Annotated in this window: 24 protein-coding genes; 11 read left to right on the forward strand and 13 right to left on the reverse strand. The window is 62.2% G+C overall.

All coding sequences use genetic code 11. The annotated features are described in order from the left end of the window. Positions 1 to 8: 8 nt before the first annotated feature. Positions 9 to 476 (forward strand): transcription elongation factor GreA, encoded by a 468-nt coding sequence (greA, locus tag L879_RS0108180; protein ID WP_027315669.1) that lies wholly within the window; start codon positions 9 to 11, stop codon positions 474 to 476. A 24-nt stretch (positions 477 to 500) separates the two neighbouring features. On the opposite strand, the gene L879_RS0108185 is transcribed toward greA, so the two are convergent. The 9 genes from L879_RS0108185 to L879_RS0108225 all read right to left on the reverse strand — a co-directional run bounded on the left by L879_RS0108185 (position 501) and on the right by L879_RS0108225 (position 11,883). Further along, the gene (locus L879_RS0108185) at positions 501 to 2,276 is read right to left on the reverse strand and encodes a mechanosensitive ion channel family protein (RefSeq protein ID WP_027315670.1); all 1,776 of its coding nucleotides are present in this window, start codon (positions 2,274 to 2,276) and stop codon (positions 501 to 503) included. Between the two features lie 54 nt (positions 2,277 to 2,330). Beyond that, positions 2,331 to 3,827 (reverse strand): sensor domain-containing diguanylate cyclase, encoded by a 1,497-nt coding sequence (locus L879_RS0108190; RefSeq protein ID WP_027315671.1) that lies wholly within the window; start codon positions 3,825 to 3,827, stop codon positions 2,331 to 2,333. Between the two features lie 202 nt (positions 3,828 to 4,029). Beyond that, positions 4,030 to 4,470: a RidA family protein gene (locus tag L879_RS0108195; protein WP_154664136.1), complete on the reverse strand. Its 441-nt coding sequence runs from the start codon at positions 4,468 to 4,470 to the stop codon at positions 4,030 to 4,032. A gap of 12 nt (positions 4,471 to 4,482) precedes the next feature. Next, positions 4,483 to 5,667 (reverse strand): acyl-CoA dehydrogenase family protein, encoded by a 1,185-nt coding sequence (locus L879_RS0108200; protein WP_027315673.1) that lies wholly within the window; start codon positions 5,665 to 5,667, stop codon positions 4,483 to 4,485. Position 5,668: 1 nt separating this feature from the next. Then, positions 5,669 to 6,505 (reverse strand): enoyl-CoA hydratase family protein, encoded by an 837-nt coding sequence (locus tag L879_RS0108205; protein WP_027315674.1) that lies wholly within the window; start codon positions 6,503 to 6,505, stop codon positions 5,669 to 5,671. Then, entirely contained in the window at positions 6,502 to 7,011 is a 510-nt protein-coding gene (locus L879_RS0108210; protein WP_154664137.1) for a MarR family winged helix-turn-helix transcriptional regulator, read from the reverse strand. Before L879_RS0108210 ends, L879_RS0108205 begins: the two co-directional genes overlap by 4 nt. 2 nt (positions 7,012 to 7,013) lie before the next feature. Then, positions 7,014 to 7,775 (reverse strand): SDR family NAD(P)-dependent oxidoreductase, encoded by a 762-nt coding sequence (locus L879_RS0108215; RefSeq protein ID WP_027315676.1) that lies wholly within the window; start codon positions 7,773 to 7,775, stop codon positions 7,014 to 7,016. A gap of 7 nt (positions 7,776 to 7,782) precedes the next feature. Next, the gene (locus L879_RS0108220; RefSeq protein ID WP_027315677.1) at positions 7,783 to 10,137 is read right to left on the reverse strand and encodes a bifunctional salicylyl-CoA 5-hydroxylase/oxidoreductase; all 2,355 of its coding nucleotides are present in this window, start codon (positions 10,135 to 10,137) and stop codon (positions 7,783 to 7,785) included. Between the two features lie 96 nt (positions 10,138 to 10,233). Further along, positions 10,234 to 11,883 (reverse strand): benzoate-CoA ligase family protein, encoded by a 1,650-nt coding sequence (locus tag L879_RS0108225; protein WP_154664138.1) that lies wholly within the window; start codon positions 11,881 to 11,883, stop codon positions 10,234 to 10,236. A 373-nt stretch (positions 11,884 to 12,256) separates the two neighbouring features. On the opposite strand from L879_RS0108225, the gene L879_RS0108235 reads away from it, so the two are divergent. From L879_RS0108235 to L879_RS0108260, 6 genes are all read left to right on the forward strand, one after another. Then, positions 12,257 to 13,432 carry an ABC transporter substrate-binding protein gene (locus L879_RS0108235; RefSeq protein WP_154664139.1) on the forward strand — a complete coding sequence of 392 codons (1,176 nt, stop codon included), beginning with the start codon at positions 12,257 to 12,259 and terminating at the stop codon, positions 13,430 to 13,432. Positions 13,433 to 13,540: 108 nt separating this feature from the next. Continuing rightward, a complete protein-coding gene (locus L879_RS0108240) occupies positions 13,541 to 14,461 on the forward strand; it encodes a branched-chain amino acid ABC transporter permease (protein ID WP_027315680.1) in 921 nt (306 codons plus the stop codon). Positions 14,462 to 14,471: 10 nt separating this feature from the next. Continuing rightward, positions 14,472 to 15,503 carry a branched-chain amino acid ABC transporter permease gene (locus L879_RS0108245; RefSeq protein ID WP_027315681.1) on the forward strand — a complete coding sequence of 344 codons (1,032 nt, stop codon included), beginning with the start codon at positions 14,472 to 14,474 and terminating at the stop codon, positions 15,501 to 15,503. Next, a complete protein-coding gene (locus L879_RS0108250) occupies positions 15,496 to 16,251 on the forward strand; it encodes an ABC transporter ATP-binding protein (RefSeq protein WP_027315682.1) in 756 nt (251 codons plus the stop codon). Before L879_RS0108245 ends, L879_RS0108250 begins: the two co-directional genes overlap by 8 nt. Continuing rightward, positions 16,251 to 16,949: an ABC transporter ATP-binding protein gene (locus L879_RS0108255; protein ID WP_027315683.1), complete on the forward strand. Its 699-nt coding sequence runs from the start codon at positions 16,251 to 16,253 to the stop codon at positions 16,947 to 16,949. Before L879_RS0108250 ends, L879_RS0108255 begins: the two co-directional genes overlap by 1 nt. Before the next feature lie 56 nt (positions 16,950 to 17,005). Next, complete coding sequence (locus L879_RS0108260; RefSeq protein WP_035459003.1) at positions 17,006 to 17,827, forward strand: alpha/beta hydrolase; 822 nt, start codon at positions 17,006 to 17,008, stop codon at positions 17,825 to 17,827. Between the two features lie 4 nt (positions 17,828 to 17,831). On the opposite strand, the gene L879_RS0108265 is transcribed toward L879_RS0108260, so the two are convergent. The 4 genes from L879_RS0108265 to L879_RS0108285 all read right to left on the reverse strand — a co-directional run bounded on the left by L879_RS0108265 (position 17,832) and on the right by L879_RS0108285 (position 21,204). Then, positions 17,832 to 18,023, reverse strand: a complete 192-nt coding sequence (locus L879_RS0108265; protein ID WP_027315685.1) for a hypothetical protein — start codon at positions 18,021 to 18,023, stop codon at positions 17,832 to 17,834. 190 nt (positions 18,024 to 18,213) lie between these two features. Beyond that, positions 18,214 to 18,624: a hypothetical protein gene (locus tag L879_RS0108270; protein ID WP_154664140.1), complete on the reverse strand. Its 411-nt coding sequence runs from the start codon at positions 18,622 to 18,624 to the stop codon at positions 18,214 to 18,216. A gap of 604 nt (positions 18,625 to 19,228) precedes the next feature. After that, the gene (locus L879_RS0108280; RefSeq protein ID WP_027315688.1) at positions 19,229 to 19,834 is read right to left on the reverse strand and encodes a DedA family protein; all 606 of its coding nucleotides are present in this window, start codon (positions 19,832 to 19,834) and stop codon (positions 19,229 to 19,231) included. A gap of 185 nt (positions 19,835 to 20,019) precedes the next feature. Further along, positions 20,020 to 21,204, reverse strand: a complete 1,185-nt coding sequence (locus L879_RS0108285; RefSeq protein ID WP_027315689.1) for a glycosyltransferase family 61 protein — start codon at positions 21,202 to 21,204, stop codon at positions 20,020 to 20,022. A gap of 182 nt (positions 21,205 to 21,386) precedes the next feature. On the opposite strand from L879_RS0108285, the gene L879_RS0108290 reads away from it, so the two are divergent. The 4 genes from L879_RS0108290 to L879_RS0108305 all read left to right on the forward strand — a co-directional run bounded on the left by L879_RS0108290 (position 21,387) and on the right by L879_RS0108305 (position 25,650). After that, on the forward strand, positions 21,387 to 22,682 hold the full coding sequence (locus L879_RS0108290) for an O-antigen ligase family protein (RefSeq protein WP_027315690.1): 1,296 nt from the start codon (positions 21,387 to 21,389) through the stop codon (positions 22,680 to 22,682). 313 nt (positions 22,683 to 22,995) lie between these two features. Next, entirely contained in the window at positions 22,996 to 24,243 is a 1,248-nt protein-coding gene (serA, locus tag L879_RS0108295; protein WP_027315691.1) for a phosphoglycerate dehydrogenase, read from the forward strand. 162 nt (positions 24,244 to 24,405) lie between these two features. After that, the gene (locus L879_RS0108300) at positions 24,406 to 24,795 is read left to right on the forward strand and encodes a hypothetical protein (RefSeq protein ID WP_035459005.1); all 390 of its coding nucleotides are present in this window, start codon (positions 24,406 to 24,408) and stop codon (positions 24,793 to 24,795) included. 234 nt (positions 24,796 to 25,029) lie between these two features. Next, positions 25,030 to 25,650, forward strand: coding sequence for a hypothetical protein (locus L879_RS0108305; RefSeq protein WP_027315693.1), 621 nt, complete (start codon positions 25,030 to 25,032; stop codon positions 25,648 to 25,650). Positions 25,651 to 25,775 lie beyond the last annotated feature (125 nt).

Below are 25,775 nucleotides of genomic sequence, written 5' to 3' on the forward strand. Positions count from 1 at the left end.
AAGCGCCCATGAGCCGTGCCTTTGTTCGCGAGTCCGAGGGTGGCGAAGCTTTCGAGGATTTGCCGGACCGCCCCGTCAGCCCACACCACCTGGTGACGCCATCGGGCCTTGCCCGGATGGATCAGGCGATCGAAGACCTGAACAAACGCCTCGCCGAGGCCCAGGGCACCGGTGACAAGGCTGAGATCGCCCGTCTCTCCCGCGACCTGCGCTACTGGTCCCTGCGCAGAGCCTCGGCGGAGGTTGCGCCCGTTCCAACGGACACGGAGCATGTCCGTGTCGGCTCGAAAGTCACTTTCGAACGGGAGGACGGACGGCAGCAGACCTACCGGATCGTCGGAGAGGATGAGGCGAACCCGGCCGAAGGGACGATCTCCTACGTGTCGCCCCTCGCCCAGGCGCTCATGGGCAAGGAGGTCGGCGATACCGTGCCGGTCGGACAAGCCACGGCGGAGATTGTCGCCATCGACATCTGAAGCTGCGAAGCCCCTGCCTTCAGTTCAGGCAGGGTCTTTCAGCGCCACTACATTGGTGGCCGAGGCATCCTCGGTCACGGCCGTGCGAGCCAGCATGTGGTCGCGGAGCATCAGGTCGATATCCTGCTGGATCTGCAGGAAATCGTCCCATTTCGAGGTGGCGATCAGAGCATGGATCTCGACCTTCGGCTTTTCCTCGTGGCCTTCGCGCAGTCTGACCCGGACCGACCCGCGCTCGATCTTCGGGTGCTCCGCGACAAGGGCGGCAATCGCCTCGATCTCATGCCGGATCGCCGCAGCATCCGAGGCCGCAAGCCCCACCACCCGGTCATAGGGCATGCGGTCGCGACTGGTCAGGTTGATGATGTTCATATTGACGAAGGTCGCGTTCGGAATCGTGATGAGGGTCCGGTCGAGCCCCCTGATGCGTGTCGAGCGTATCCCGATTTCCTCGACACGGCCCTCGAGATTGCCGAACCGGCAAAGGTCGCCTACGCGAACGGGCCGGTCCGCATAGAGGATCAGGCCGCCGATGAAGTTCTCCAGCGTCGGCTTCGCGGCGAGAGCGACGGCGAGGCCGCCGACGCCGAGGCCTGCGAGAAGACCGGCCAGCGGAATCCCGAGATGGGAGGCGCCGTAGATCAGGAGGACGATGGCGCCGGAAAGACCGGCAAGACGGATGGCAGCCCTGGCGAGATGGGCGTCGATGCTTTGCGTCGCGGAAAGATAGAGCCTGCCGGCAAGCGTATTGGAGAAGGCGAGAATCGCCCAGATCATGGCGATATACGCGATGCCCTCGGCGATCTCCTCGATCCTGCTGTTGACTTGGCCCGTCAGGTTGATCTGGTTGTCGATCATGTAGCGCACGAACAGCGCGGCCACCGCTACGGTTCCTGGCGTAATCGAGTTGGCGAGAACCTGCACCGTTCCGCTCTGCGAGGCGCTGGCGGCGCGCGCCAGAGAATGCATGCCGACGACCGATCCGACCGCAAGGCCCGTCACGAGAATGAACGCGATCCATTGCCAGATCGCCTGTCCCTCGATCTCGATCCGCAGGGATTCCGGCAGGGCCTCGATCACGCTGAACGATTTCGGCGGCAGCAGATGGCCGGGCGACTGGCTGAAGAAGTCGTAGAAATCTTCCTGCGTTCCGCTCGCGTTAGGCACGTTGCGGATCCGGCGGTAGACATTCTCGAGCTGGCCCACCGTCTCGCTGGAGAAAAGGTATTCTCCCGCTCTGGGCCCGTCTGCCATGCGCGCGATGCGGATTTCCGTTCCGGGCACATTCCAGTTCGGCAGCGGCTTTCCCGCGAGATCCTCGTCGCCGGGAATGCTGCGTGCTTCGGGGAGCGGAACCCGGTCGAGGATCTCCTTCAACAGCAGCACCGCTTCGAGCCGTCGATGTTCGAGCTCGACCGGAGGAATATCCCGCAGATCCAGGGTTCGGGAAGCTCTGGACAGCAAGGCGTCGGCTTCCGCAACCTTTCCCGCAACGCTCTCGCTCCAGAACAGGCCAGGCTCGGACCTGTTCTCCCGGTACGCCTCCATGAGCACGCGGGTGGCCCGCGCGACATCGGCGCGGAAACCCTCGATGGTCGCCCTGGGACTCGATGTCTGCACAGGGGCGATGAAGCTGAGATTGCCGAGCGCCCGGGGCGCCCCCAGGAACTGGAGAGCGATGAACAGAACGACCAGAAGCGTTGCGACCAGAGGAACGGCCATCTCTTGAAGGGGCCGTTGCGAGGAGGCGGTCATGGCGCGCTCCCGTTCGTCGATGCGTCGAAACGTTTCGCGATCCATGGCCCTCGGTCGCCACCAGGAGGATTCTTCCTCATGCTGCCCGCTCCTGACATCTCAGGAAGCGGCGGCTGTATCGTCGTCCTTGATCGACTCATAATAGGCCCGCTTCGCTTCATACATCATGAGATCGGCCCGCCTGACCACCGCCTCCAGCCTTTCTCCCGGCTGGCTCGTGGCCGCTCCCATGGAAAAGCTCAAAGGCATCCCGGTATAGAACTGATTGTTGACCTCGATCAGGTTCTCGATGCTGTCCAACACGACCTTACCGTCCCGCTCGTCCGTTCCCGGCATCAGCAGCACGAACTCGTCGCCTCCGATCCTGGCCGCGCAGGAGGGCTTGTCGACGGCCTTGCTCAACACCTCGCCGGCGCGGCGCAGGAGAGCATCGCCGGCCGCATGCCCGAGCTGATCGTTGGCCGCCTTCAATCCGTTCAGGTCGATGACGATGATGGTGACGGGAAACGGCCCCTTGCGCTCCAGGCGGTTGAGTTCATCGACGTAGAAGGAGCGGTTGTAGAGCTTGGTCAGCACGTCGTGCTTGCCGAGATACTCCAGGTAAGCCTCGGCTCGCTTGCGGGCGGTGATGTCGGTCAGCGCGACCTGAACCAGCGACCAATCTGCCTCGTAGCCGGGCAGCACGGAGAATTGCAGATGGAGGTGAAGCTCGTCTCCGGCGAGGGAGTAGTTGACCACTTCGCGCTGCTGGAAGATCTTTCCGTTCCAGAGGTCGATCAGCTGCTCCTTGAAGTGATCGCGCATCTCATCGCGAAAGACGTCGCCGAGGCGCCGCAGGAGCGTATCCTTGTCAGGGGAGGCGAAGAGCTCCAATGTATGCTGGTTGACATCGATCACGCGGATCTCACTCATGCATCGCATCACGAACTCCGGATGCACGTCGGTGAACACGCGAAAGTCGACGATGCCCTGACGGCGCACATCCTCGAGCAGGTTCTTGACGCTGCTGAAATCCTCCACCCACAGCGACACGGGAGAATGCTCGAAAAGCCCCCGCGCGTAGGTTTCGCTGGCGGCCAGCCGACGCCTTGCCGTCTCGCGCTCCGTCACATCCTCGATGGCGATCAACACCCGGTTCCAGCTGTCCTCGTGTCCCGGGAGCACACTGCCTTTGAGCTGGATGTCGAGCCGCTTGCCCGACAGGGTGTAATTGACCGTATTGCTGAAGAACTCCGTTTGCCCGTCCCAAAGCTGAACAAGCTCATCGATATGAGCCTTGAGCATGTCATTGCGGAAGATCTCGCCGAGATTGTCGATCAGGTGGGGCAGATCGTTCGCCTCGAAAAGACTGAGCGTCTTGCGGTTCACCTTGATGACTCGGATCAGGCTGGAGCAGGTCTCGACCCGCGCTGTGTCCTCCAGCAAATACTCCCTGAGCGAGGCGACACCCGCCCGCCGCCACTCATCGAAGAGTGCCTTCAGACCGCTGTAATCCTCGAGCCACAGAGAAACGGGAGCCAATTCGAACATTTCAGCATCGTCATGCCGCTCGCCGGCCAGCGGAGCGTCTGAACCCTTGGTGCTGGATTGAAGCATGGCCCCTCTTAAGACACGTCTGATTCGTCCTCGCAGTTCAGCCTTTCAGGGTCATGTAATACTAGATCAAAGAATCGAATTTCTTTGCTCCTGGCGGCGCGTGAAAGTCAGGCACCGCCAGGAGAATTCCCTCTCCGCGGCAACGGTCGCATCTGGTGCGCAGAATATGTCGTCGGGACGGCGCTCGGCACCGAAATGCGGTTCAGCGGCCGGGCACGACGGCCGTCGCCTCGACTTCGAGGCGGGCCGCCTTCTCCACGAGGCGGACCACCTGAACGAGGGCCATGGCCGGATAATGGGTCCCGAGCACTTCCCGGTAGGCTCGCCCCAGCTCGCGCAGGTTGGCAAGGTACTCGTCCATATCGACCACGTACCAGGTCAGCCGCACCAGATGTCGGGGCTCGGCCCCGCCTTCGGCCAGGATGGTGCGGATATTCTCCAGCACCTGGCGGGCCTGGGCCACGAAGCCGTCCGCAAAAGCGCCGGTCTCGTCCCAGCCGACGATGCCGCCGGTGACCACGATTCTTCCTTCGGCCATCATGCCGTTGGCATAGCCTTTCGGCACCGGCCAATGTTTCGGGTTCAGGACTTCGGGCCCGTCATCGACGGCAGACAAGGGAGTTTCTCCAATAGCGGTTGTCATTGGCATAATCCCTTACTTTAGAGGCTTCGATCCGAGCATCTTCAGAATCTCGCGGGCGATCACGACCTTTTGGACCTCCGTAGCGCCCTCGTAAATCCGCAGCGCCCGGATCTCGCGGTAAAGTTCCTCAACCTTCACGCCCCGCATCACGCCGAGCCCTCCGAAAATCTGAACAGCCTTGTCGATGACGCTCTGCGCGGCCTCCGTTGCATACATCTTGGCCATGGCCGCCTCACGCGTCACGCGCGAAGCTCCCCGGTCCTTGGTCCAGGCCGCCCGATAAACGAGCAGCGCGGCAGCATCGACATGGGTCGCCATGTCGGCCAATGCGGCTTGCGTCATCTGCAATTCGCCCAACGGAGCGCCGAACAGCTTGCGCGTGGATGCATGCTGCAGAGCCTCGACCAATGCGCGGCGCGCGAGCCCGAGCGCCGCCGCTCCCACAGTCGAGCGGAAAACGTCGAGGGTCGCCATGGCAACCTTGAACCCTTCGCCCGGCCCGCCGATCCGGTTGGAAAGCGGGACCCGGCAGTTCTCGAAGCGCAATGTCGCAAGCGGATGCGGAGCAATGACCTCGATGCGGTTCTCGATCGTCAGACCCAGCGCTTGCGCATCGACCACGTAAGCGGACAGGCCTTTCGCACCCGGAGCCTCTCCCGAGCGCGCGAAGACGACGTAATGATCGGCAATGCCACCATTGGAGATCCAGGTCTTGACGCCATCGAGACGGACATGATCCGAACCGTCCGGCGATGCCGTCGTGCTCATGGCGGCCACATCGGACCCGGCTTCCGGCTCGGACAGCGCGAAGGCGGCAATGGCCTCGCCGCGCGCTACCGCCGGCAGATAGCGCGCCTTCATCGCATCGGAGCCGAACAGGGTGATCGGTCCTGTTCCAAGTCCCTGCATGGCGAAAGCGAAATCGGCCAGGCCGTCCTGGTAAGACAGGATCTCACGCGCAAGGCATAGGGTGCGGACATCGAAGCTTTCGGAGAGCCCGCCATAGGCCTGCGGCACGACGGCCCTGAGCCAGCCGCCTTCGCCCAGGCGCCGCACGAGGCGGCGGCAGGAGGCATCGGTGTCGTGATGCTCGACGAGAGGATGAACCTCCTTTGTCGCCCAGACGCGTAAATCCTCAGCAAAACGGCGATGACGATCCTCGAAGAACGGCCATGAAAGAAAGCTCGCGTCGATCACGTCAATCTCCTTTGAAGACGGGCTTTTCCTTCGCCGCGAAGGCCCGATAGGCGCGCGCGAAGTCTTCCGTCGTCATGCACAGGGCCTGCGCCACGGCTTCGGCCTCGATGGCCTCCTCGACGGACATGGCCCATTCCATCGCGAGCATGCGCTTGGTCATCGTATTGGCATAGGTCGGGCCCGTGCCGATCATCCGCGCGAGAGCCCCCGCCTCGCCCAGAAGCTCCTCGGGGCCGACGATGCGGCTGAAGAAACCCCAACGCTCCCCCTCCTCCGCGCTCATGAAGCGGCCGGTATAGAGAAGTTCCGAGGCGCGGCCCTGGCCGATGATGCGGGGAAGGATGGCACAGGCGCCCATGTCGCACCCCGCAAGGCCGACCTTGTTAAACAGAAACGCCACCTTGGCTCCGGGTGCCGCGAGACGGATATCGGATGCCATGGCGATGATGGCTCCCGCGCCAGCGCAGATCCCTTCGACCGCTGCAACGATGGGCTGCGGCGCAGCGCGCATGGCCTTCACCAGCTCGCCAGTCATGCGCGTGAAGGCGGTGAGGCCTTTCGTGTCCATCTCGACCAGCGGACCGATGATCTCGAACACGTCCCCGCCCGACGAGAAATTCCCGCCCGCGCCGGTGACGACGATGGCTTTGACCTCTTCGTCCTTGGTGCAGGCGTGGAAGACATCGGTCAGCTCGCGATAGCTTTCGAAGGTGAGCGGGTTCTTCTTCTCCGGCCGGTTGAGGGTGATCGTCGCGACGGGCCCATCGACGGACAGAAGAAAGTGGCGCGGCTCATAGGTTCTGAGCGGCAGAGAGACGCTGTTGGCAAACTGCATCATTGCTCGTCCCCCGCAATGGCGCGCCGCGCCGACAGTTTGGTCTTTGCGAGAAGCCGCATGAGCTCGCTCCGTTCCTTGGCGCTGAGATCCCCGAAAAGATCGGCGATCCAGTGTTCGTGCTCGGCGGCCATGGAGCGGAACTCGTCCCTTCCCGTTTTGGTGAGGCTGATCACCATGGCGCGCCGGTCGGTGGGAGAAACCATGCGCGCGATATGCCCCGAGGCGACGAGGCGCTCGACCAGACCGGTCAGGTTTCCGTTCGACACCATCATCCGCTTCGAAAGATCCGACAGCGTCATGCCGTCCGGCGCCTTGTCGAGCTGGGCCATCAGGTCGAAGCGCGGCAGCGTGACATCGAATTTCTCGCGCAGGCGGCGGCGCACTTCTCCCTCGATCAGGGTGGTGCAGGTGAGAAGGCGCAGCCAAAGGCGCAACTCCTCCCGGTGATCCTCCGGCATCTCGACAGCCTTGGTCTCGGCGTCGAGCGGAATCGCGTGATCGTCCATCGTCAGATTTCCCCTCCGGCCACCGCAATGGCCTGTCCCGTCACCGCACGCGCGCCCTCGCCGCAAAGCCACAGCACGGAATCGGCCACCTCGGACGGCTCGATGAGCCTGCCCTGCGGGTTGTGTTTTACGAGCTCGGCCAGAGCCTCTTCGCGGCTCCTGCCTGTCTTGCGCATGATCGTGTCCAAGCTCTCTGCCACGAGATCGGTGTCGGTAAAACCCGGACAGACGGCGTTCACGGTCACGCCCGTTCTCGCTGTCTCGAGCGCAAGCGCCCGGACGAAACCCACAACGGCATGCTTGGCGGCGCAATAGGCGCTGACATAGGGATAGCCTTTCAGACCCGCCGTCGAGGCCACGGCGACGATACGCCCGAAGCCCCGTTCCAGCATCGTGCCGATCACGGCATGGGCCGCATTCGTAACCCCGAGCAGGTTCACATCGATCATCTGGCGGAAAAGATCGGGACCGGTTTTGACGAACGGCGCGGTGGCGGCCGATCCGGCATTGGCAATCAGGAGATCGACGGGGCCATGGCGGAGGACGAGGTTCCGGACGGCTTCCTGAACCGCATCGTGGTTCGTCACATCGGCGATCGCTACGGCATGGGCATCGCCTTCCATGACGGCCCTATCGAGCGTCGCCCCGTTACGGCCCATGACCGTGACGGTTGCTCCGGCCTTGACGAGAGAAGCTGCGACGGCGCGGCCGATTCCCCGGCCGCCGCCCGTGACCAATGCATGCCGGCCCTTGAGGTTTGTCATGGTCATTTCATTCCGCCGCGAGAGAATTCTCTCCGCTCTCCATCTTCAACTCGGCCCGGGTCTTGGGCTTCGCCTTGACCTTCAATTCCTCCAGATCCTGCCGGTCCCGCACGGCGTTGCGGAAGATCTGATCCCTGCCGGCATAATATTGCGGCGGGCAATGAATATCGGCTGCGCCATACCAGGCTGCGGCCTTCATGGTGAAGAACGGGTCCACAAGGTGCGGACGTCCGAGCGCCACGAGATCCGCGCGCCCTGCGGCGAGGATCGTGTTCACCTGATCCGGCGCGGTGATGTTGCCGACGCACATGGTGGCGACGCGCGCCTCGTTGCGCACCTGATCGGAGAATGGCGTCTGGAACATGCGCCCGAAAATGGGGCGGGCCTCGCTCACCGTCTGCCCGGTCGAGACATCCACGAGATCGACCCCGTGCTCCGCAAAGGCACGGGCGATTGCGACCGCATCCTCGCCCGCGATGCCGCCCTCGGCCCAGTCCGTTGCCGAGATGCGCACGGACATGGGCTTGTGCGCGGGCCAGACCTCGCGCATCGCATCGAAGACTTCGAGCGGATAGCGCAGCCGGTTCTCGAGCGAGCCGCCATATTCATCGGTGCGTCGGTTGGTGAGCGGCGAGATGAAGCTCGCCAGCAGGTAGCCATGGGCACAATGGAGTTCGAGCATGTCGAACCCGGCGCGCTCGCCGCGTCGGGCGGCCTCGACGAACTGCACCTTGATGAGATCCATCTCGGCACGGCTCACCTCGCGCGGAACCTGACTGTCCGGGAAATAGGGAATGGGCGATGCGGAGCAGATATCCCAGGCCCCTTCCTCCAGCGGGCGGTCGATGCCGTCCCACATGAGCTTGGTGGCGCCTTTCCGTCCGGCATGACCGAGCTGCAGGCAGAACTTCGCCGCCGAATTGGCATGGATGTAATCGACGATCCGCTTCCAGGCGGCCTCCTGCTCGTCGTTCCAAAGCCCGGTGCAGCCGGGCGTGATCCGCGCCTCGGGAGAAACGCAGGTCATTTCGGTGAAGACCAAGCCCGCGCCTCCCATGGCGCGCGAACCGTAATGAACGAGATGAAAGTCGCCCGGCACGCCGTCTTTCGCCGAGTACATGTCCATCGGCGACACCACGACCCTGTTGGCGACCGTCATCTCGCGCAGACGGAACGGCTGGAACATGGGCACGGTGGGATTTTCGATGGCGACATCGAAGCCCTTTTCCCTGACCTGCTTCGCAAAAGTCCGGTCGACGGACGCGACGAAATCGGGCGCACGCAGACGCAGGTTGTCGTATGTGATGGCCTTCGCCCGCGTCATCACGCCGAAGGCGAACTGCACCGGGTCGAAATCCCAGAAGCGCGCCACGTGCTCGAACCAGACGAGCGACACGTCGGCAGCATGCTGTGTCTTCTCGACCTCCTCGCGCCGGCCGGTCTCGTAAAGGGACAGCGCACCTTCGACGCTCGATTCGCGGCGGAATGCCTCGTAGAGCGCGATGGCATCCTCCATGGCGAGCTTCGTGCCGGAACCGATGGAGAAATGCGCCGAGGCCTTGGCGTCGCCCAGCAGCACCTTGTTGCCCATCACCCAGCGCTTGTTGCGGATCATCGGGAAGTTGCGCCAGATCGAACGATTGGTGAGAACGCGATGCCCGCCGAGGAACCAGCCGAAGATCTGCTCCATGAGGGCGGCGGATTCGGCCTCGCTCTTATCCTTCAGCCCGGCCCGCTCGAAGGTGTCCGGATCCGTCTCGAACACCCAGGTGGAGCGGTTCGCCTCATACTGATAGGCATGGGCGATGAACGGTCCCCACTCCGTTTCCTGGAAGATGAACGTGAAGGCATCGAGCGGTTTGGTCGAACCCATCCAGGCGAACTTGTTGGGCCTGAGATCCACTTCGGGCTGGAAGTGATCCGCATAGCGATCGCGGAAACGGCTGTTGATGCCATCGGCCACGACGACGAGATCCGCATCCGCGAACAGGCTTTCGTCATCCACATCCACGTCGTAGCAGAGCCTGACGCCAAGCTCCGCCGCCCGGTCCTGCAGGATGAGAAGCAAGGTGCGCCGCGAGCAGCCACAGAATCCATTGCCGCCGATCCGATGTTCCGTTCCCTTGAAATGAATGGCGATATCGTCCCAATAGGCGAACTCGCCGGTGATCCGCCGGTAGCTCGGCAGATCGTATTTCTCGAAATTGTCGAGGGTCGCATCCGAGAAAACGACGCCGAAGCCGAAAGTCTCGTCGGCTCGGTTGCGCTCATAGACCACGATGTCGGATTCGGGCCTGAGCTTCTTCAGCAGGATCGCAAAGTAAAGCCCTGCGGGACCGCCGCCGATGATTGCCGTTTTCATGGGTTCCACCCCGAATTAACAATTTATTTTAAGATTAAAACAATTGCCGATCAACCTGCGTGGGCCAACCGGCCGTCGAAGTCCGCATGCCCTGCCTCAAGCACTCAGCGGCTCGTCATGCCGATAAGCCTCCTGAGCGATGCGGCGCAGCTCGAAGCGCTGCAGCTTGCCCGTCTGCGTGCGCGGAAGGGAATCGACGAATTCGATGAGACGCGGATACTTGTAAGGCGCGATCTCGGCCTTCACGTGATCCTGAAGCGCCTTCGTCAGATCGGCGCCAGGCACATGGCCCGGTCGCAGGACCACATAAGCCTTCACCACCGTTCCGCGATCGTCGTCCGGCGCTCCCACGACGCCGCATTCGGCAACAGCCGGATGGGTGAGCAGCGCCGCCTCGACCTCGGGGCCCGCAATATTGTAGCCCGCAGAGATGATCATGTCGTCGGAGCGGGCCTGGTACCAGAAGTATCCATCCTTATCCATGAGATAGGTATCGCCCGTGACGTTCCAGCCGTCCTGCACGTATTTGCGCTGGCGCTCGTCGGCGAGGTAGCGGCATCCCGTCGGCCCGCGAACGGCCAGGCGGCCGATGCTGCCGGGGGGCAGGTCGCGTCCCTCTTCGTCAATGATCTTCGCCTCGTATCCGGGAACGGGCTTGCCGGTGGCGCCGGGGCGGATCTCGTCCTCGGGGGCGGCGATGAAGATGTGCAGCATCTCGGTCGCGCCGATTCCGTCCATGAGCCTGATACCGGTCGCGGCCCTCCAGGCCTCGAAAGTGCCTTTCGGCAGAGGCTCGCCCGCAGAGACGCATTTGCGCAGGCTCGAGATGTCGTGTCCCGCGAGCTTAGACAGCATGGCGCGATAGGCCGTCGGCGCGGTGAAGCAGATGGTGGCCTTGTACTGAGCGATCGCAGGCAGGAGATCGTCGGGACCCGCTTTTTCCAGCAGCACGGTCGAAGCGCCGACCCTCATCGGGAACAGCACGATGCCTCCAAGCCCGAAGGTGAAGGCCAGGGGCGGAGAGCCGATGAAGCGGTCGCTGGGCTCGGGCCGCAGGACATTGCGGGAATAGGCATCGCAGATCGCCAGCATGTCGCGGTGAAAATGCATGGTGCCCTTCGGCTCGCCGGTCGTTCCGGAGGTAAAGCCGATCAAACACACATCGTCCGCCGCCGTATCGACCGCCGCGAAATCGGGCGAGGCTTCTGCGATCAGCGCCTCCAGGCTGTCGGATTGTCCGGAACCCCAATAAGCCACGTGCCGAAGATCCGGCGCCGCCGACCTCGCCCGCTCCATCTCATCCGCGAGCCGATGGTCGCAGAGCGCAATGGCGATCCTGGCCTTGTTCAACGGATAGGCGATTTCCTTGGCGCGCAGAAGCGGCATGGTGGCGACGACGATGCCGCCCGCCTTCAGCACTGCAAGATAGGCCGCCACCATCATCGGATTGTTCGCGGAGCGGAGCAGGACGCGACCGCCCGGCACGAGGCCGAGCCGGTGGACGAGAACGTTGCAGATCCGGTTCACGCGCTCCTGGAGTTCGCGATAGCTGAGTGTCTCGGTCGGACTGATGAGGCAGGGCTCGCCGCCCCTCCCCTCATCGACCCAACGGTCGAGGAACGCCACGGCGCAGTTGAGCCGCTCGGGATAGAGAAGCTCAGGGCGGTTGAAGAGAAAGGTCGGCCATTGATCCCTGGGCGGCAGGTTGTCTCTCGCGAAGGTATCCACATGCGCCGTGACCGCCATCGTCCGCTCCTTCATCCATCCTGGAGCAGGAGAGCGAAGCGACATGAAAACCGGCAGGCGGACCTTGATATCGGAGGCTTCGAATGCGCCCCGGTTCCGTGCATTGCCGCTCACGCGCCCGTCATCCCACCAACCTTCTTCCGCGAAATAATCCACTTGAAGAACCGCAAAATTATTTTAAACTTAAAACAATACTTGGCAATCCCAAAGTTTGGGGATGTCATGGCGAAAGCTTCCATAAAGGGAGTGTTCGGCTGAAAAGTTTTGCGGCAGAGTAGCGCCGCCCCACCGTCGAGGCGCCTCACGTCCCGCCGGGAACAACCATATGCAGCACGGCAAACGCGCGCAGGGAACAGCCACTCGGGAGACCATGATGAACGTGACGATCAAAACACTCGGCCTCGCAGCGGCCGTCACTCTGGCGGCAGCACCGGCCATCGCGCAGGAGAAGCTGAAGGTCGGCCTGCTGCTGACCCTCTCGGGTCCCTCCGCCGTGCTCGGGCAGCAGGCGCGCGACGGATTCCAGCTTGCGGTCAAGGACCTCGGCGGCAAGCTCGGCGGACGCGACGTCGAGGTCATCGTCGTCGACGACGAGCTCAAGCCCGACGTGGCGGTGACCAAGGTCAAGGGACTTCTGGAGCGCGACAAGGTGGACTTCGTCGTCGGTCCGATCTTCTCGAACGTGGCCGTTGCCGTACACAAGCCTATCGTGGATGCGAACACGTTCTACATCAGCACCAATGCCGGCCCCTCGAACCTCGCGGGCAAGAGCTGCAATCCCTACTTCTTCGCGACATCGTATCAGAATGACCAGAACCACGAGGTTCTCGGCAAGGTGGCGCAGGATCGCGGCTACAAGAAGGTATATCTGCTGGCGCCGAACTATCAGGCCGGCAAGGACGCGCTTGCCGGCTTCAAGCGCCACTACAAGGGCGAGATCGTCGAGGAATCCTACGTTCCGCTCAACACGCTCGACTTCCAGTCGGAGCTTGCCAAGATCGCCTCCCTGCAACCCGATGCGATCTTCACCTTCATGCCGGGCGGCATGGGCGTGAACCTGGTCAAGCAGTATCGCGCGGCGGGGCTTGCGGACCGCATCCCCTTCCTTTCCGCCTTCACGGTCGATGAATCCACCCTGCCCGCGCAGCAGGATGCGGCCATCGGGATGTTCGGCGGCTCGAACTGGGCCCCGAACCTGGACACGCCGCAGAACAAGAAGTTCGTCGCCGCCTATGAGGCCGCCTACAATTCGGTGCCGGGCTCCTACTCCATGCACGCCTACGACGCGGCCCTCCTGATCGACAGCGCCCTCAAGACGACCGGCGGCAAGATGGACAACAAGGACGCCGTGCGCGCCGCCATCAAGAAGGCGGACTTCAAGTCCCTGCGCGGTGACTTCAAGTTCGGCTCCAACGGCTTCCCCATCCAGGACTTCTACCTGGTGAAAGCCTCCAAGCGCCCGGATGGCAAGTTCCAGACCGAGATCGTGGAAAAGGTATTCGACGATTATGCGGATGCCTATGCCAAGGAATGCACGGCGACGAACTGAGCCGCCAGAGCCGTATCGCTCGCCTCGCCCCGGGTCCTGCTCGGGACGAGGCTCCTTTGTTCAGCGGATGCCATCGCCCGATGCCCATCTGCCGCATATGAAGCGCCGATGACCGCGACCCTTCTTTTCGTGCAGGCCCTGAACGGGCTTCAGTTCGGGCTGATCCTTTTTCTCATCGCCGCCGGGCTCACCCTGGTGTTCGGGGTGATGGACTTCATCAACCTCGCCCACGGCGTTCAGTACATGGTGGGGGCCTATCTGGTCGCGGCCTTCAGCGCATGGACCGGAAGCTTCGGCTGGGCGCTTCTTCTGGCCCTTCCCACGGCGCTGGCCTTCGGCCTTCTGCTGGAAGCGATCGTGTTCCGGCATCTTTACGACCGGGATCATCTCGACCAGGTGCTCGCCACCTTCGGCATTATCCTGTTCCTGAACCAGGGCGTGAAATTCGTCTGGGGCGCTGCGCCTCTCAGCGTTCCCGTTCCCGAGCTGCTTTCGGGCTCGGTGGAGATCGCGAGCGGGCTTCTCTATCCCGTCTACCGCCTCGCGATCATCGCAGCCGGCCTCGTGGTCGCAATCCTGCTGTATGGTCTCGTCAACCACACGCGCATCGGCATGCTGGTCCGCGCCGGAGCGAGCAATGCCGCCATGGTCTCGGCGCTTGGCGTGAACATCCAAAGGCTCTTCATGGTGGTGTTCGGCTTCGGGGCCATGCTCGCAGGTTTTGCGGGTGCGATGGTCGCGCCGATCCTGTCCGTGGAGCCGGGCATGGGCGACAACATCCTGATCCTCGCTTTCGTCGTCATCGTGATCGGCGGCATCGGCTCGATCCGGGGCGCTTTTCTCGCCGCCCTCCTGATCGGGCTGGTGGACACGCTCGGACGTTCCTTCGCGCCCAACCTGCTGCGTCTCGTGCTCGATCCCGCAGCCGCGAGCCAGACGGGGCGCGCAATCGCCCCTATGCTGATCTATATCTTCATGGCCGCCGTGCTGTTCTTCCGCCCCTCGGGCCTCTTTCCTGTGAAACGGTGAGGTCGCGGCGATGACAGAACTCGTGCAGACAGAGCCGTCTCCCGCACCTTCCCTCGGCACGCGGGTCGAGATCGTCCCGATCTTCCTCTTTGCCGCATTCGCGGCAGCGCCACTCCTCGCCACCGTCTCGGGGGCGGAAGGCTATGTGCTGTCCCTTCTCACGCGGGTGATGATCTTCGGCATCGCGGCGATGGCCCTCGATCTGATCCTCGGGTACGGCGCTCTCGTCAGCTTCGGCCACGCGGCCTTTCTCGGCCTTGGCGGCTACGCGGTCGGGATCCTGGCAAGCCACGGCATCGACGATGCCCTCGTCCAGGTTCCAGTCGCGCTTGCCGCTTCGGCGCTCTTCGCCCTCGTGACGGGTGCCATCTCGCTGCGGACGAAGGGTGTCTATTTCATCATGATCACACTCGCCTTCGGGCAGATGCTCTACTTCCTCGCAACGTCGCTGGCGGCCTATGGCGGGGATGACGGCATGACTCTGCCGTCCCGCAGCCTCGTTGCAGGCTTCTCCGTTCTGAAGAGCGACTTCACCTTCTATTGGATCTGCCTCCTCTGTCTGTTAGGAACCTACGCCTTCTCCCGCGCCGTGGTGGCGTCGCGCTTCGGGCGCGTGCTGCGCGGCACGCGGGACAACGCGACCCGCATGGAGGCCATCGGCTTCCGGCCCTTCCGCTTCCAGCTCACCGCTTACGTGATCAGCGGCATGATGACTGGCCTGGCCGGGTGCCTTCTCGCCAACCAGGCCGAGTTCGTCAGCCCGGCCTTCATGACATGGCAGCGCTCCGGCGAACTGATCTTCATGGTCGTGCTCGGCGGACTGGGCTCCCTGCATGGGGCGATCATCGGCGCAGCCGCCTTCCTGCTGCTGGAGGAGTTCCTGCCCGAGATTCTGCACGCAGCGAGCTTCTTCCTCAGCGACGAGGTGAGAGACCATCTCGCCGAGAATTGGAAAATGGTTTTCGGCCCATTGCTCATTCTCGTGGTTCTCTTCGCCAGAGGCGGAATCATGGGCCTGCTGCGGAGGCCTCGCCATGGCTGAACCTCTGCTCGAACTCAGGAACCTGCGGAAGGCCTACGGCGCCCTCGTCGTCACGGACAATGTCAGCCTGTCCGTGACACCCGGCGAGCTTCATGCCGTGATCGGCCCCAACGGAGCCGGCAAGACGACGCTGATCCATCAGATCTCGGGCATGTTGCCCTCGGACACAGGCTCCATTCTCTTCGGCGGCGAGGACATCACCTCTCTGCCCATGCCGCAACGGGTCAGGCGCGGGCTTGCCCGCTCGTTCCAGATCACCTCGATCCTGCCCGGCTTCTCCGCGCTCGAGAACGTGGCCCTGGCCGTGCAGGCGCGCTCCGGCTCCAGCTTTCGCCTTTTTGGAAAAGCAGCGCAGGAGAAAAACCTGAACGATCCCGCGATGGAGTGCCTGAGCCAGGTCGGCCTCGCCGCGCGCGCCCATGTGCCGGCTGGTCTTCTCTCCCACGGCGAGAAGAGGCAATTGGAGCTTGCCATCGGTCTCGCAACCGAACCGAAGCTTCTTCTTCTGGACGAGCCGCTGGCGGGAACGGGACACGAGGAATCCTTGCGCGTGGTCGAGACCCTGCGGCGGCTGAAGGGCCGCCTCACCATCGTGCTCATCGAGCACGACATGGAGGCGGTCTTCGCCCTGGCCGATCGGGTTTCCGTGCTTGTCTATGGCCGTGTGCTCGCCACCGACACGCCGGGGCGGATCCGGGAAAATCCGGATGTACGCGCTGCCTATCTCGGCGAGGAGGAACTGGTCTGATGCTATCCGTCCGGCACCTCCAGGCCTCCTACGGCGCCGCCCAGGTCCTGTTCGACATCTCCTTCGACATCGATGCAGGCGAGGTGGTGACGCTGCTCGGCCGCAACGGCATGGGCAAGACGACCACCATACGCTCCATCATGGGATTGCTGCGCCCGCGCGGCGGAGAAGTGCGCTTCGACGGCACTGCCGTGACAGGACTTGCGCCCTATCGCATCGCGCAGACGGGCATCGGACTTGTCCCTGAAGGCCGGCAGATTTTTCCGACCCTGACGGTCGAGGAAAACCTCGTCGCGACCGCTTCCTCCCGGACGGGCTTGCGCCGCTGGACGCTCGAGGCCATCTACGACCTGTTTCCCCGCCTGAAGGAGCGCCGCGCCAATCTCGGCACCCAACTCTCCGGCGGTGAGCAGCAGATGCTCGCGATCGGGCGTGCCCTGATGACGAACCCGAAGCTGCTCATCCTCGACGAGGCGACGGAGGGGCTTGCGCCTCTGATCCGGGCGGAGATCTGGAACTGCCTCAAGCGGCTGAAGAGCGAGCGCCAGTCGATCCTCGTGATCGACAAGAACGTGGGGGCGCTGGCCACCTTCGCCGACCGCCATGTCATCATCGAAAAGGGGCGTTCCGTCTGGAGCGGAACCAGTGCGGAACTCATGAGCGACCCAAGCCTGAAGGATCGCTATCTCCACGTCTGACCCAGAGGCGGAAGAATGAAGGCGGTTTTTGCGCCCGATGCACGAGGAGGCATGTGATGGCCACCGAGGAACTGGACCTTGAGGCCGAATACAACAACCGGGCCCGCGTTCCCGACCATCCCGCTCACATTGCGGGCTGGCAGCGGGATGCGGCCGCCTATCGCGCGCATGCGCGCTGCGAGCTGGATCTGGCCTATGGACCGGGCGAGCGTCACCGGCTCGATTTCTTCTACCCGGAGCGTGGCGATGCAGGCGGTCCGACGGTGATGTTCATTCACGGCGGATACTGGCAAGCCCTCGACAAGTCATCGTCGAGCCACCTCGCCCGCGGAGCCAATGCGCGCGGATTGACGGTGGTCATTCCGAGCTACACGCTCGCGCCTGAAGCCACACTCGCCGACATCGTCTCGGAGATCGAAGCGGCTGCCGACTTCATCGCACGGCGGACAGGCCGCCCGCTCATCGTGACCGGGCATTCTGCGGGCGGTCACCTCGCGGCCTGCCTGATGGCTCGGCGCTCCACGCCACAGCGGCCCGTTCGCGCGGCGATGCCGATTTCGGGCCTGTTCGACCTTCCTCCGCTCGTGCCGACATCGATCAACAAGGCCCTCTGCCTCACGGTCGAGGAAGCGCATCGCCTGAGCCCCCTGGAATGGGAGCCTCCCAAGACCGGCTATCTCGTCGCCGTCGTGGGAGGCGCCGAAAGCAGCGAGTTTCTGCGCCAATCCCGCGCCATCGTAGAGAGATGGGGAAAAGCAGGGGTGAGGACGCGCTACCACGAGGTTACCGGAGCCCATCATTTCGATGTCATCGCCGGTTTGGCGCATCCGGCAGACCAGCTCGTGAATATTCTGATGGAGCTGGCTGCGGACGCCTGAGCCGTCAGGCGCGATCCTGCTCTGGATCGGCAAGAGCGCGATCCAAGGCCTCGATCGCAGCCAGGATCTTGGTAAGCTCCTCCGCCATTTCAATCGAAGGAAGCGGTGCTCCAGCGATCTGCCGCGCCATTTCCCTGCGCCGTTTCACCAAGCTCTCGCGCGCTGCCTTCAATTCCTGGATGTCTTCGGACGTCATGGGCCCCTCACATCGAGACGGTTCCTACATCAAGTCTCAGCGGAGCAATTCGTTCACGACCTGCCTTCGACGCCTGTGCCGCATTTCATCGTCCATCGCATCCTGGAGCCGGAAACCATCGATGAGACGGGCATGGCACCGCCCGCCCCGCACCTCAAAGAGGTTCTCATGATTTCCAGCCTCTTCATCTTCAGAGACTTTTTCGGCGCAGCAGATGTCCGGAAGATGGGGAAGGAATGCGCGCCTTGCGCCATTCGAAAACGGCATCCTGAAGAAGATCGATGGCCGCCACCGCCTGCGCTCGGGAAGCTGCGATCTGTGCAGGGTCGCGCCGGGCGAAACGATCCGCGGCCTGCGCCAACCGACTGCATCGCTCCTCGACGAGGCGCCTTGCTTCCTCCAGTCGCGGGCAAGGGGCCCCGTCCGCTGTCATGACATCGCAGAACTCAAGGACATCGCGCGTGAGGTTCTCGCTGGAATACAGACCCGAGTAATGATGGATCAGGCCGCGGACAAACCCGAGCGTATCGCGGATCTCCTGTCGCAGAATAGCCTCGTTCCTCATCGCGCCTTTCCCGCAAGGTACGGCATTCCCGTGCATGCCGGCGATGATCGGTATATGCCCTGCCGATGCCTAAAAAGGCGTTAGCCTTGTTAACCGGGCTGCCCCTGGGATGGCGCTCTTGGCGGAGGCGCAGCCGTATCCGCGCTCTGCTCGGTGATCGTGAAACGAGAAGACCAAACCTTCTCCAGAAGAGGGCCCGCGATGATCCCCGCGACGAACGCGAATGCAGTGACGATCAAGCCGACCCGACCGCAAAGGCTCAGCACATCTTTGAAAGCCATCGATCCGCTCCTGCTTTGCTTCGCTTGCGGGAATCTAGAAGAGGATGGCAGCTCAGCCAATAGCCTTCGGCTCCGGCACATGACAGCGGCAATCAATCGGGCATGAGCACCGTTTCGGAAGATCCGGAAATATCTGGACTTTTCCAGATCCGGAATCGCAGCGAAATTTTTTCGCTGCGAGCCCATAGCTCGAGTGTAAACGTTATTATTCGCAACGTTATACGATCAGAAATCCTGCGAGATATGTTTGCGAATACGCCTACCGTTCGAACCAGGCAGGTTTATTCGGCGAATAGGCGATCCCGCTCAAAAAGCATCCGCTCAAGAACAAGATCGGATCGGAGCCCACCGGGAAGTCGTCAGGTGCCTTCCGGGACCCTGAAGCGCACGACCCTGTAGCCATACCATATGGCCAAGGCAGCCACGACGCCGTTCGATATCGGATTGAGCCATTCTGCGACGCGCTCATATTGGCTCTCGAGCAGATACCCGGCTCCAGCCAGAAGAAGCGTCCAAAGAGCCGTCCCGAGGGAGGTCCAAAGGAAGAATGTAACAAGCGGAACGCGATTCACGCCGGCGGGAACGGAAATCACGGATCGAACGGCGGGAACCAGCCTGCCCAGGAAAAGGGCGAGAGCCTGATGCCGCGCGAACAAGGCGCGGGCCTGATCGACCTCGTCCGGATGAAGCGTGAGCCAGCGTCCATGCGTTGCAGCGAATGCCTTGAGGCGCGGGACCCCGATCCAGCGGCCGACCAGGAACCAGAAATAGGCTCCGGCGAGCGAACCGGCCGTTCCCGCCAGGACGACCCCAGTAAAGCTCAAAGTTCCCCTGGCTGCGGAAAAGCCTGCCAGGGGCATGATGACCTCGGACGGGATCGGCGGGAAAAGATTTTCCAGCAGCATGAGAAGAGCGATGCCGCCGTAACCGGCCTTATCGATGAGGCTGACGATCCAATCGAACACGCTGTTTCACCCCTTTGAAGCCCGGTCCGCAGCAGTAAAGATATGAGCCTTGATTGTTGGCGCGAATGTCAGCGTTCTAGCGCAATGCGTGAAAAAAGGGACCCGGTTTCGTGCATCCATGAAACGGCTCACTTTGAACCTGCCGCCTTCTTGCAGGGCTCACGAAAGACGCTGCGCGCGACTGCTTATCTCAGGAGGCTCTCCACACGCTCGATGAGCTTGGGCACATCGACGGAGAAGGCTTGATTGTGCTTCTCGTGCGAGCCGAAGAAGGAATGATGCTTCAGGTCGTGCTCCGCAGAAAGATGAAGCATGGACGTCTTGCGATGGTCATGGGGGAAAATTTCCAGGACCTTGGTTCCGGGAGCGGAGAAGATGATGTTGGTCAGCCCGGCCCCATGAACGCCGACGATCACGTCAGCGGCGGAAAAGGCGGCGAGCTGTTCCGGATGATTGCTCCATTTGGCTTCGAGAACCGTGAAATCGAGGCGCTTGAGAGCGGCGACCATTTCATCTTCATTGATGATCTGGCGCAACTTGGTCCCACGCCGGCTGATATACAGACGGCGCCCCGCATTCGTGACAGGCCGGTCCCGATACGCGGCGGCGAAAACGCGCCGGGCGGCGGGAACCGCTTCGACCAAGGCGTAGTTGCGCTCGGCGTTCCAGCATTGATTGACGGCCACGAGCATCTGGTCGAGACGCAGGTGCTCGCGCGGCTCGGCCTCCAGGATGGAAACGTCGAAGCCCTCAGCTCGCAACCCTGCGATGACGGCATCGATCAGGGGCGGTCTCTTCGCGCTTGTAATCACCTTGAGCGGCTTGTCCCCCCACGCCTTCAGCCGGGCGGCCTGGATCAACGGCAAGAGATGCTCCAGGAAAAGATGCCAGTAATTCCAGAACGGCGGAATGACGATCGCGGGCTCCTCGACCCGGCGGCTCCGCAGGATCGTGAGGCCCGGATGCGCGAAGTTCCAGTTCGACCGCCCTGCAAGCTCAAAGCCGACTTGTCGCCATGTCCGGGGATCCACCGGCGTGAGAGTATGTCCCGGAACGATGATGTCGTGGACGATTCCGACGAAGCGCTTCACCAGGAATGGGTCCTGATGGAAGATAAGAGACCGGTGGATATCCCAGTTGTGAGCCGCAAGCTCTTCCAGATCGGGGCTATGGGCCGGATCCGCCAGCTTGATGCGGTAATCGACAGCTTCGGTGATTCGGCCGATCCTGTCGGGGAGCGGCCCGATATCCGGATAAAAGCCCAGCCAATGGCGTGTCCGGGGCAGAGGAGCCGTCAGGTGGCGGAAAAGCGTATAGGCATGCGGCTTCAAATTGAGCGCTTGGGAAAGCTTCGATTTGTGCCGGGCCATTGCTTCTCTGCTGATGATCTCTATGAAGGCTCCTGCGTGCGCTCATAGAGCGGGAACGGAGCCATCGCAAACGGTTTCTGGATTATGTTGCTTTCGTTGCCGGAGCGGCATACAACGAACCGGCATGAAATTCTATTACAATTTTGCAGCGATACCACCCGCCTAGAAGCCACGGCTGTCCCATGAAAGCAAGACTTAACAGCTTCTATGAATTTTTCGCCGGACGAAAAGCCCATGCGTCGGTCATTTATTTCGCTGCTGCGACGATCCTTCTTGTCTCCATAGGAGGCGTCGTATCCTCTACTATCATTGGCCTGCTGATTGCATTGGGCATACTCACACTCATTCTTGACAAGACCACCCAAGAGGCCCTGCTCAACCACAAAAAACTTATGCCTCTTACGTTTTTATTGATTTTTGTTCTTGTCTGGCAAGGTATTGGCCTGTTCCTGCGCGGCCCATCCGGTGGAACGCCGGCCGGTTCCGTGCTCGTCAGCGCCCTTGGCATCGCCATGCTTCTCCCGCTGCTCCACGCCGCCTCGCAACACGATCCCTCATTCCGCGATCGAATGCTTGAGGTACTGTTTGCCCTCGGTTCCATCGCTGCCGTTCTCTCTCTGGGGCGATATTTCGTGATGCTCGCTCAAACGGGGTATCTTTCCGCAGAAGGCCTTTTGAAATTGAGGCTTGTTCCGGTCGGACGAGCCAATCATCAGATTCTGGGAGCCGGAGGACTGGCCGCATGCCTTTTTGCCGGCTTCGCTCTTTATCCCCAAGCCTCACCGTATCGGAGAAGGTGGATGTGGGCCGGGTTCGGCTTCATCGCCCTGGCGATCATGCTGACCCAAAGCCGTGGCCCGATCCTGAGCTTAGGCCTCGCTTGTATTGCGGCATACGTCTTCGAAAAGCTGCGGGATCCAGCCCTCCGCGCCCCGGCGGGGCTTACTTTGGCCGTCCTGTGCTTCGCCCTTCCCGTTGCCATGATCCTCGCCGAGCCCTGGATCAAGAGCCTGACCTGCACGACGGATTCCATCCTGTGCCGCTCTTCCTACCGCCAGAACGTATGGTTCATCGTGTTCGACATGATCTGGGACCGTCCCTGGCTCGGCATCGGCCCCGGCTTCCGTTTTCCAGATGCTATGATATCGCATCCGCACAACGGACTCCTGGGCCTCGTGTTCTACTTCGGTTTGCCGATGGCCTTGCTCTTCATCGGAATCGTCGCCTTCGCGATCGTCCGTACAGCACTTGCCCCTCCGAGCCCGAGCCGCACATTCGCATCGCTCGGGATTTTCTTCTCGTTGAGCTTCATTGCAACGGACCTTTCGAATCCCTTCGCCTTCGTGAACACTCTCTATATTTATCTTTGGCTCCCCGTGTTCCTAGGGTCCATCCTGGACTCATGTCCGAAGGAGGACCTGCAACTGCGTTGCGACTTGCAACCGGCCCGGGATCTCGGATCCGTCAGTGGGCGCTGAGGGAACATGGCTTGCGGAAGCGCGTGGCGGAGTTCACAGAAGAACGGGAGCCGTGCGTCCATCCGGCAGCGGCTCCCGTCTTACTCAACCGGCTGACGCCGCAGCCGGATTGCCTCATCATAATCCAGGGTCCGGTCAACGGCATTGCGCATAGGGGGTAGCGGGGTCACCCTGCCGAGGCTTCGGAAAACCTCGTCGCCCCTCCACCTCCCACGCAAGCGTGCAGATTATGCGCAGCCAGGATGCGCCGGACGGGATTCCCGGCGGGACTTTGGCACGCTATGGCATATGCCGCACGGCGAATGGAGCTCACATGGCTGGGATGTTCTCTCTTCAGAAAGACAAGATCCGCGTTCTTTTGCTCGAAGGCGTGAACGAAAGCGCTGTCGAGCTGCTCAAGGCCGCCGGATACACGAACCTGACCTATCTCAAGACAGCCCTCGATGAGGGCCAGCTGATCGAAGCTTTGCAGGGCGTCCATCTGCTCGGCATCCGCTCGCGCACCCAGCTGAACAGCAAGGTCCTGAACGCCGCCAACCGGCTGATCGCCGTGGGATGCTTCAGCGTCGGGACCAACCAGGTCGACCTCGAAGCCGCCCGTCATGCCGGCATTCCCGTTTTCAACGCCCCCTTCTCCAACACCCGCAGCGTCGCGGAGCTGGTGATCGGCGAAATCGTCATGCTGCTGCGGCGCACGTTCCCCAAATCCGTCGCAGCCCATGCGGGGCACTGGGACAAGTCTGCGATCGACAGCCATGAGGTTCGCGGCAAGACCCTCGGAATCATCGGTTACGGCAATATCGGCTCGCAGCTTTCCTATCTTGCCGAAGCCATGGGAATGCGAGTGATCTTCTTCGATCAGACGGACAAGCTTCGGCACGGCAATACGGAGCCTGCCGACAGCCTGCGCGCGTTGCTTGGCCAGAGCGATGTCGTCAGCCTGCACGTCCCCGAGACGCCGGCGACCCACGGCATGATCGGCAGGGCAGAAATTGCGGCCATGAAGAAGGGAGCCTACCTCATCAACAACAGCCGCGGCACCGTGGTCGATCTCGATGCCCTGGCCGAAGCCCTGAGGAGCGGCCACCTGCGCGGAGCCGCCATCGATGTCTTTCCCGTCGAGCCCGCCTCTAACAAGGAGCCGTTCACAACGCCGCTGCAAGGCATCGAGAACGTTATTCTGACACCGCATATCGGCGGCTCGACCGAGGAGGCGCAAGAGCGCATCGGCAGCGAGGTGGCGAGAAAGCTCATCGACTATTCCGATGTCGGCACGACGATCGGAGCGGTGAACTTTCCGCAGGTGCAGCTGCCTTCCCGCCCTGCCGGCACCCGATACATCCATGTGCATCGCAACGTGCCCGGAATGCTTGGACGCCTCAACAGCGCGTTCTCCCAGCGCGGCCTCAACATCACGGGTCAGCATCTGCAGACGGATGGCGAGATCGGCTACGTGGTGATCGAAGCCGAAGGATTGCCGGAGCAAAGCAAAGAGACCCTGAAGGAGATCCGGGCCCTCGAAGGAACGATCCGAGCGCGCCTGCTCTATGCCCGCGGGTAGCGCACGCGCTGCGCGGATGCGGTCTTTGAAGCGAGGAATGGGTTACGTCCGGCAAGCTCCAGGCGTCCTTTGCGGGATCCGTTGCGGCGGATCGCACCCAGTCTCGGGAGGCCCGATCCGATTGACAGAGAAGGCCTTGCGGCCTTCTCCTCTCAGGAGATCATGAATCAGGCGCTCCGGCTCCAGGCCGACGATCTGCCTTCACTCCCTCCGGCATGCCGGCACATCTCAGGACGACCGCCGCTTATGAACGCTTCTCTGGACACCCTGGCCGAGCAGATGTTGACACTCGTCGAGATCGTCTCGGCTCAGGAAAAGGACATCAAGTCATTGAAGGAGCAGTGCCGCAGGCTCGAGGAGCACGACCAGGCCATTGCGGTTGCCTTCACGACGTTCTTTCATGTTCTTTCCGCGGGACGTGTCGCGAAGCTGAGTGAGATTGCGGGCATTTTGAATCATATCATCAAGATCGCGGAACAGGAGGGGCGCCCGCCAGAGTCCATCCGGTTCCTACGCGATCTGGCCGGCATGCTTGCCGAGGACCGGGCTTGATTCAGGTTTCGGACAGGCTTTCGTGTCGAGAAGCTTTTCCGGAATGGAAGAAACTCGTCACATTTAACCCTGCGTTAACCATGCTCCTGCACGGTGAGAACGCTCCATCACGAGCGGGAGAATGCTTCGACCGAGCATTGTCAGGTGCTGCGTTCCTATAGGTATCGATCCGATGCTCCGGCGCGCCGGCCAACCCGTGACGGGGTGACTCGCCAGAGACGAAGGAGACTGAAGATGTCGACGGACAGGGCAGGAATTTTCGTCGATCCTGCTAGCGGCGAGCACGCCACAAGGACCATCGAGGTGTCCAGCCCGGCGAGCAGGCCTGAAGCGCCCGTTCATCAGATCCGCAGCCGTATCACGGATACCTTCCAGCTCGCCCCGCTGCCCGGAGAACAGGATAACCGGCCTCCTGCGCTCGTAGCCCTTTATCGCCGTGTCTCCACGGCTTTCTCGGCGGACGGACGCGAACGCGGCACGCCGGAAAGGTCATCGCGGCTGATCGATATCAAGGGCACCATCGAAAGCCTCCGGAAGTTCCCGAACGCTTCCCAGCAGAGATTGCTCCTCGAACATGCCAGGACATGCCTGTCGAGCGAGCGCCAGCAGCTGCTTATGAAGAACGAGTTCACGGAAGGATTCGGACGAATTGAGGCGTGGGTTTTGTCGATCACGGCCTTGGGACTGGTGCTCTTTGGCGTCCTGAGCATCTTCTGGGCGCTGCCTATCCTTGCCCTCAGCATCGGCCGTTCCTGGTACCTGGACAGACAGTGCAAACGCCGCCTCGAGAAGGTATCGGACATCGATGCGCTGCTCGGGCGCATCGCGTTTGCATTATCGCGCCTCGGACCGTGAAAGGCGAACCACCTGGAGCGCAAGATCGGCTGGAGCATTCTTCGGCGAAACGGACCCGGTTCCCCATCAAAGAATGCGGCATGGCAAAGACGAGGGTCGTTTCCACATCGGTGAAAAGTCTCTAG

It is taken from the genome of Microvirga flocculans ATCC BAA-817, assembly GCF_000518665.1.
Lineage (GTDB): Bacteria > Pseudomonadota > Alphaproteobacteria > Rhizobiales > Beijerinckiaceae > Microvirga > Microvirga flocculans.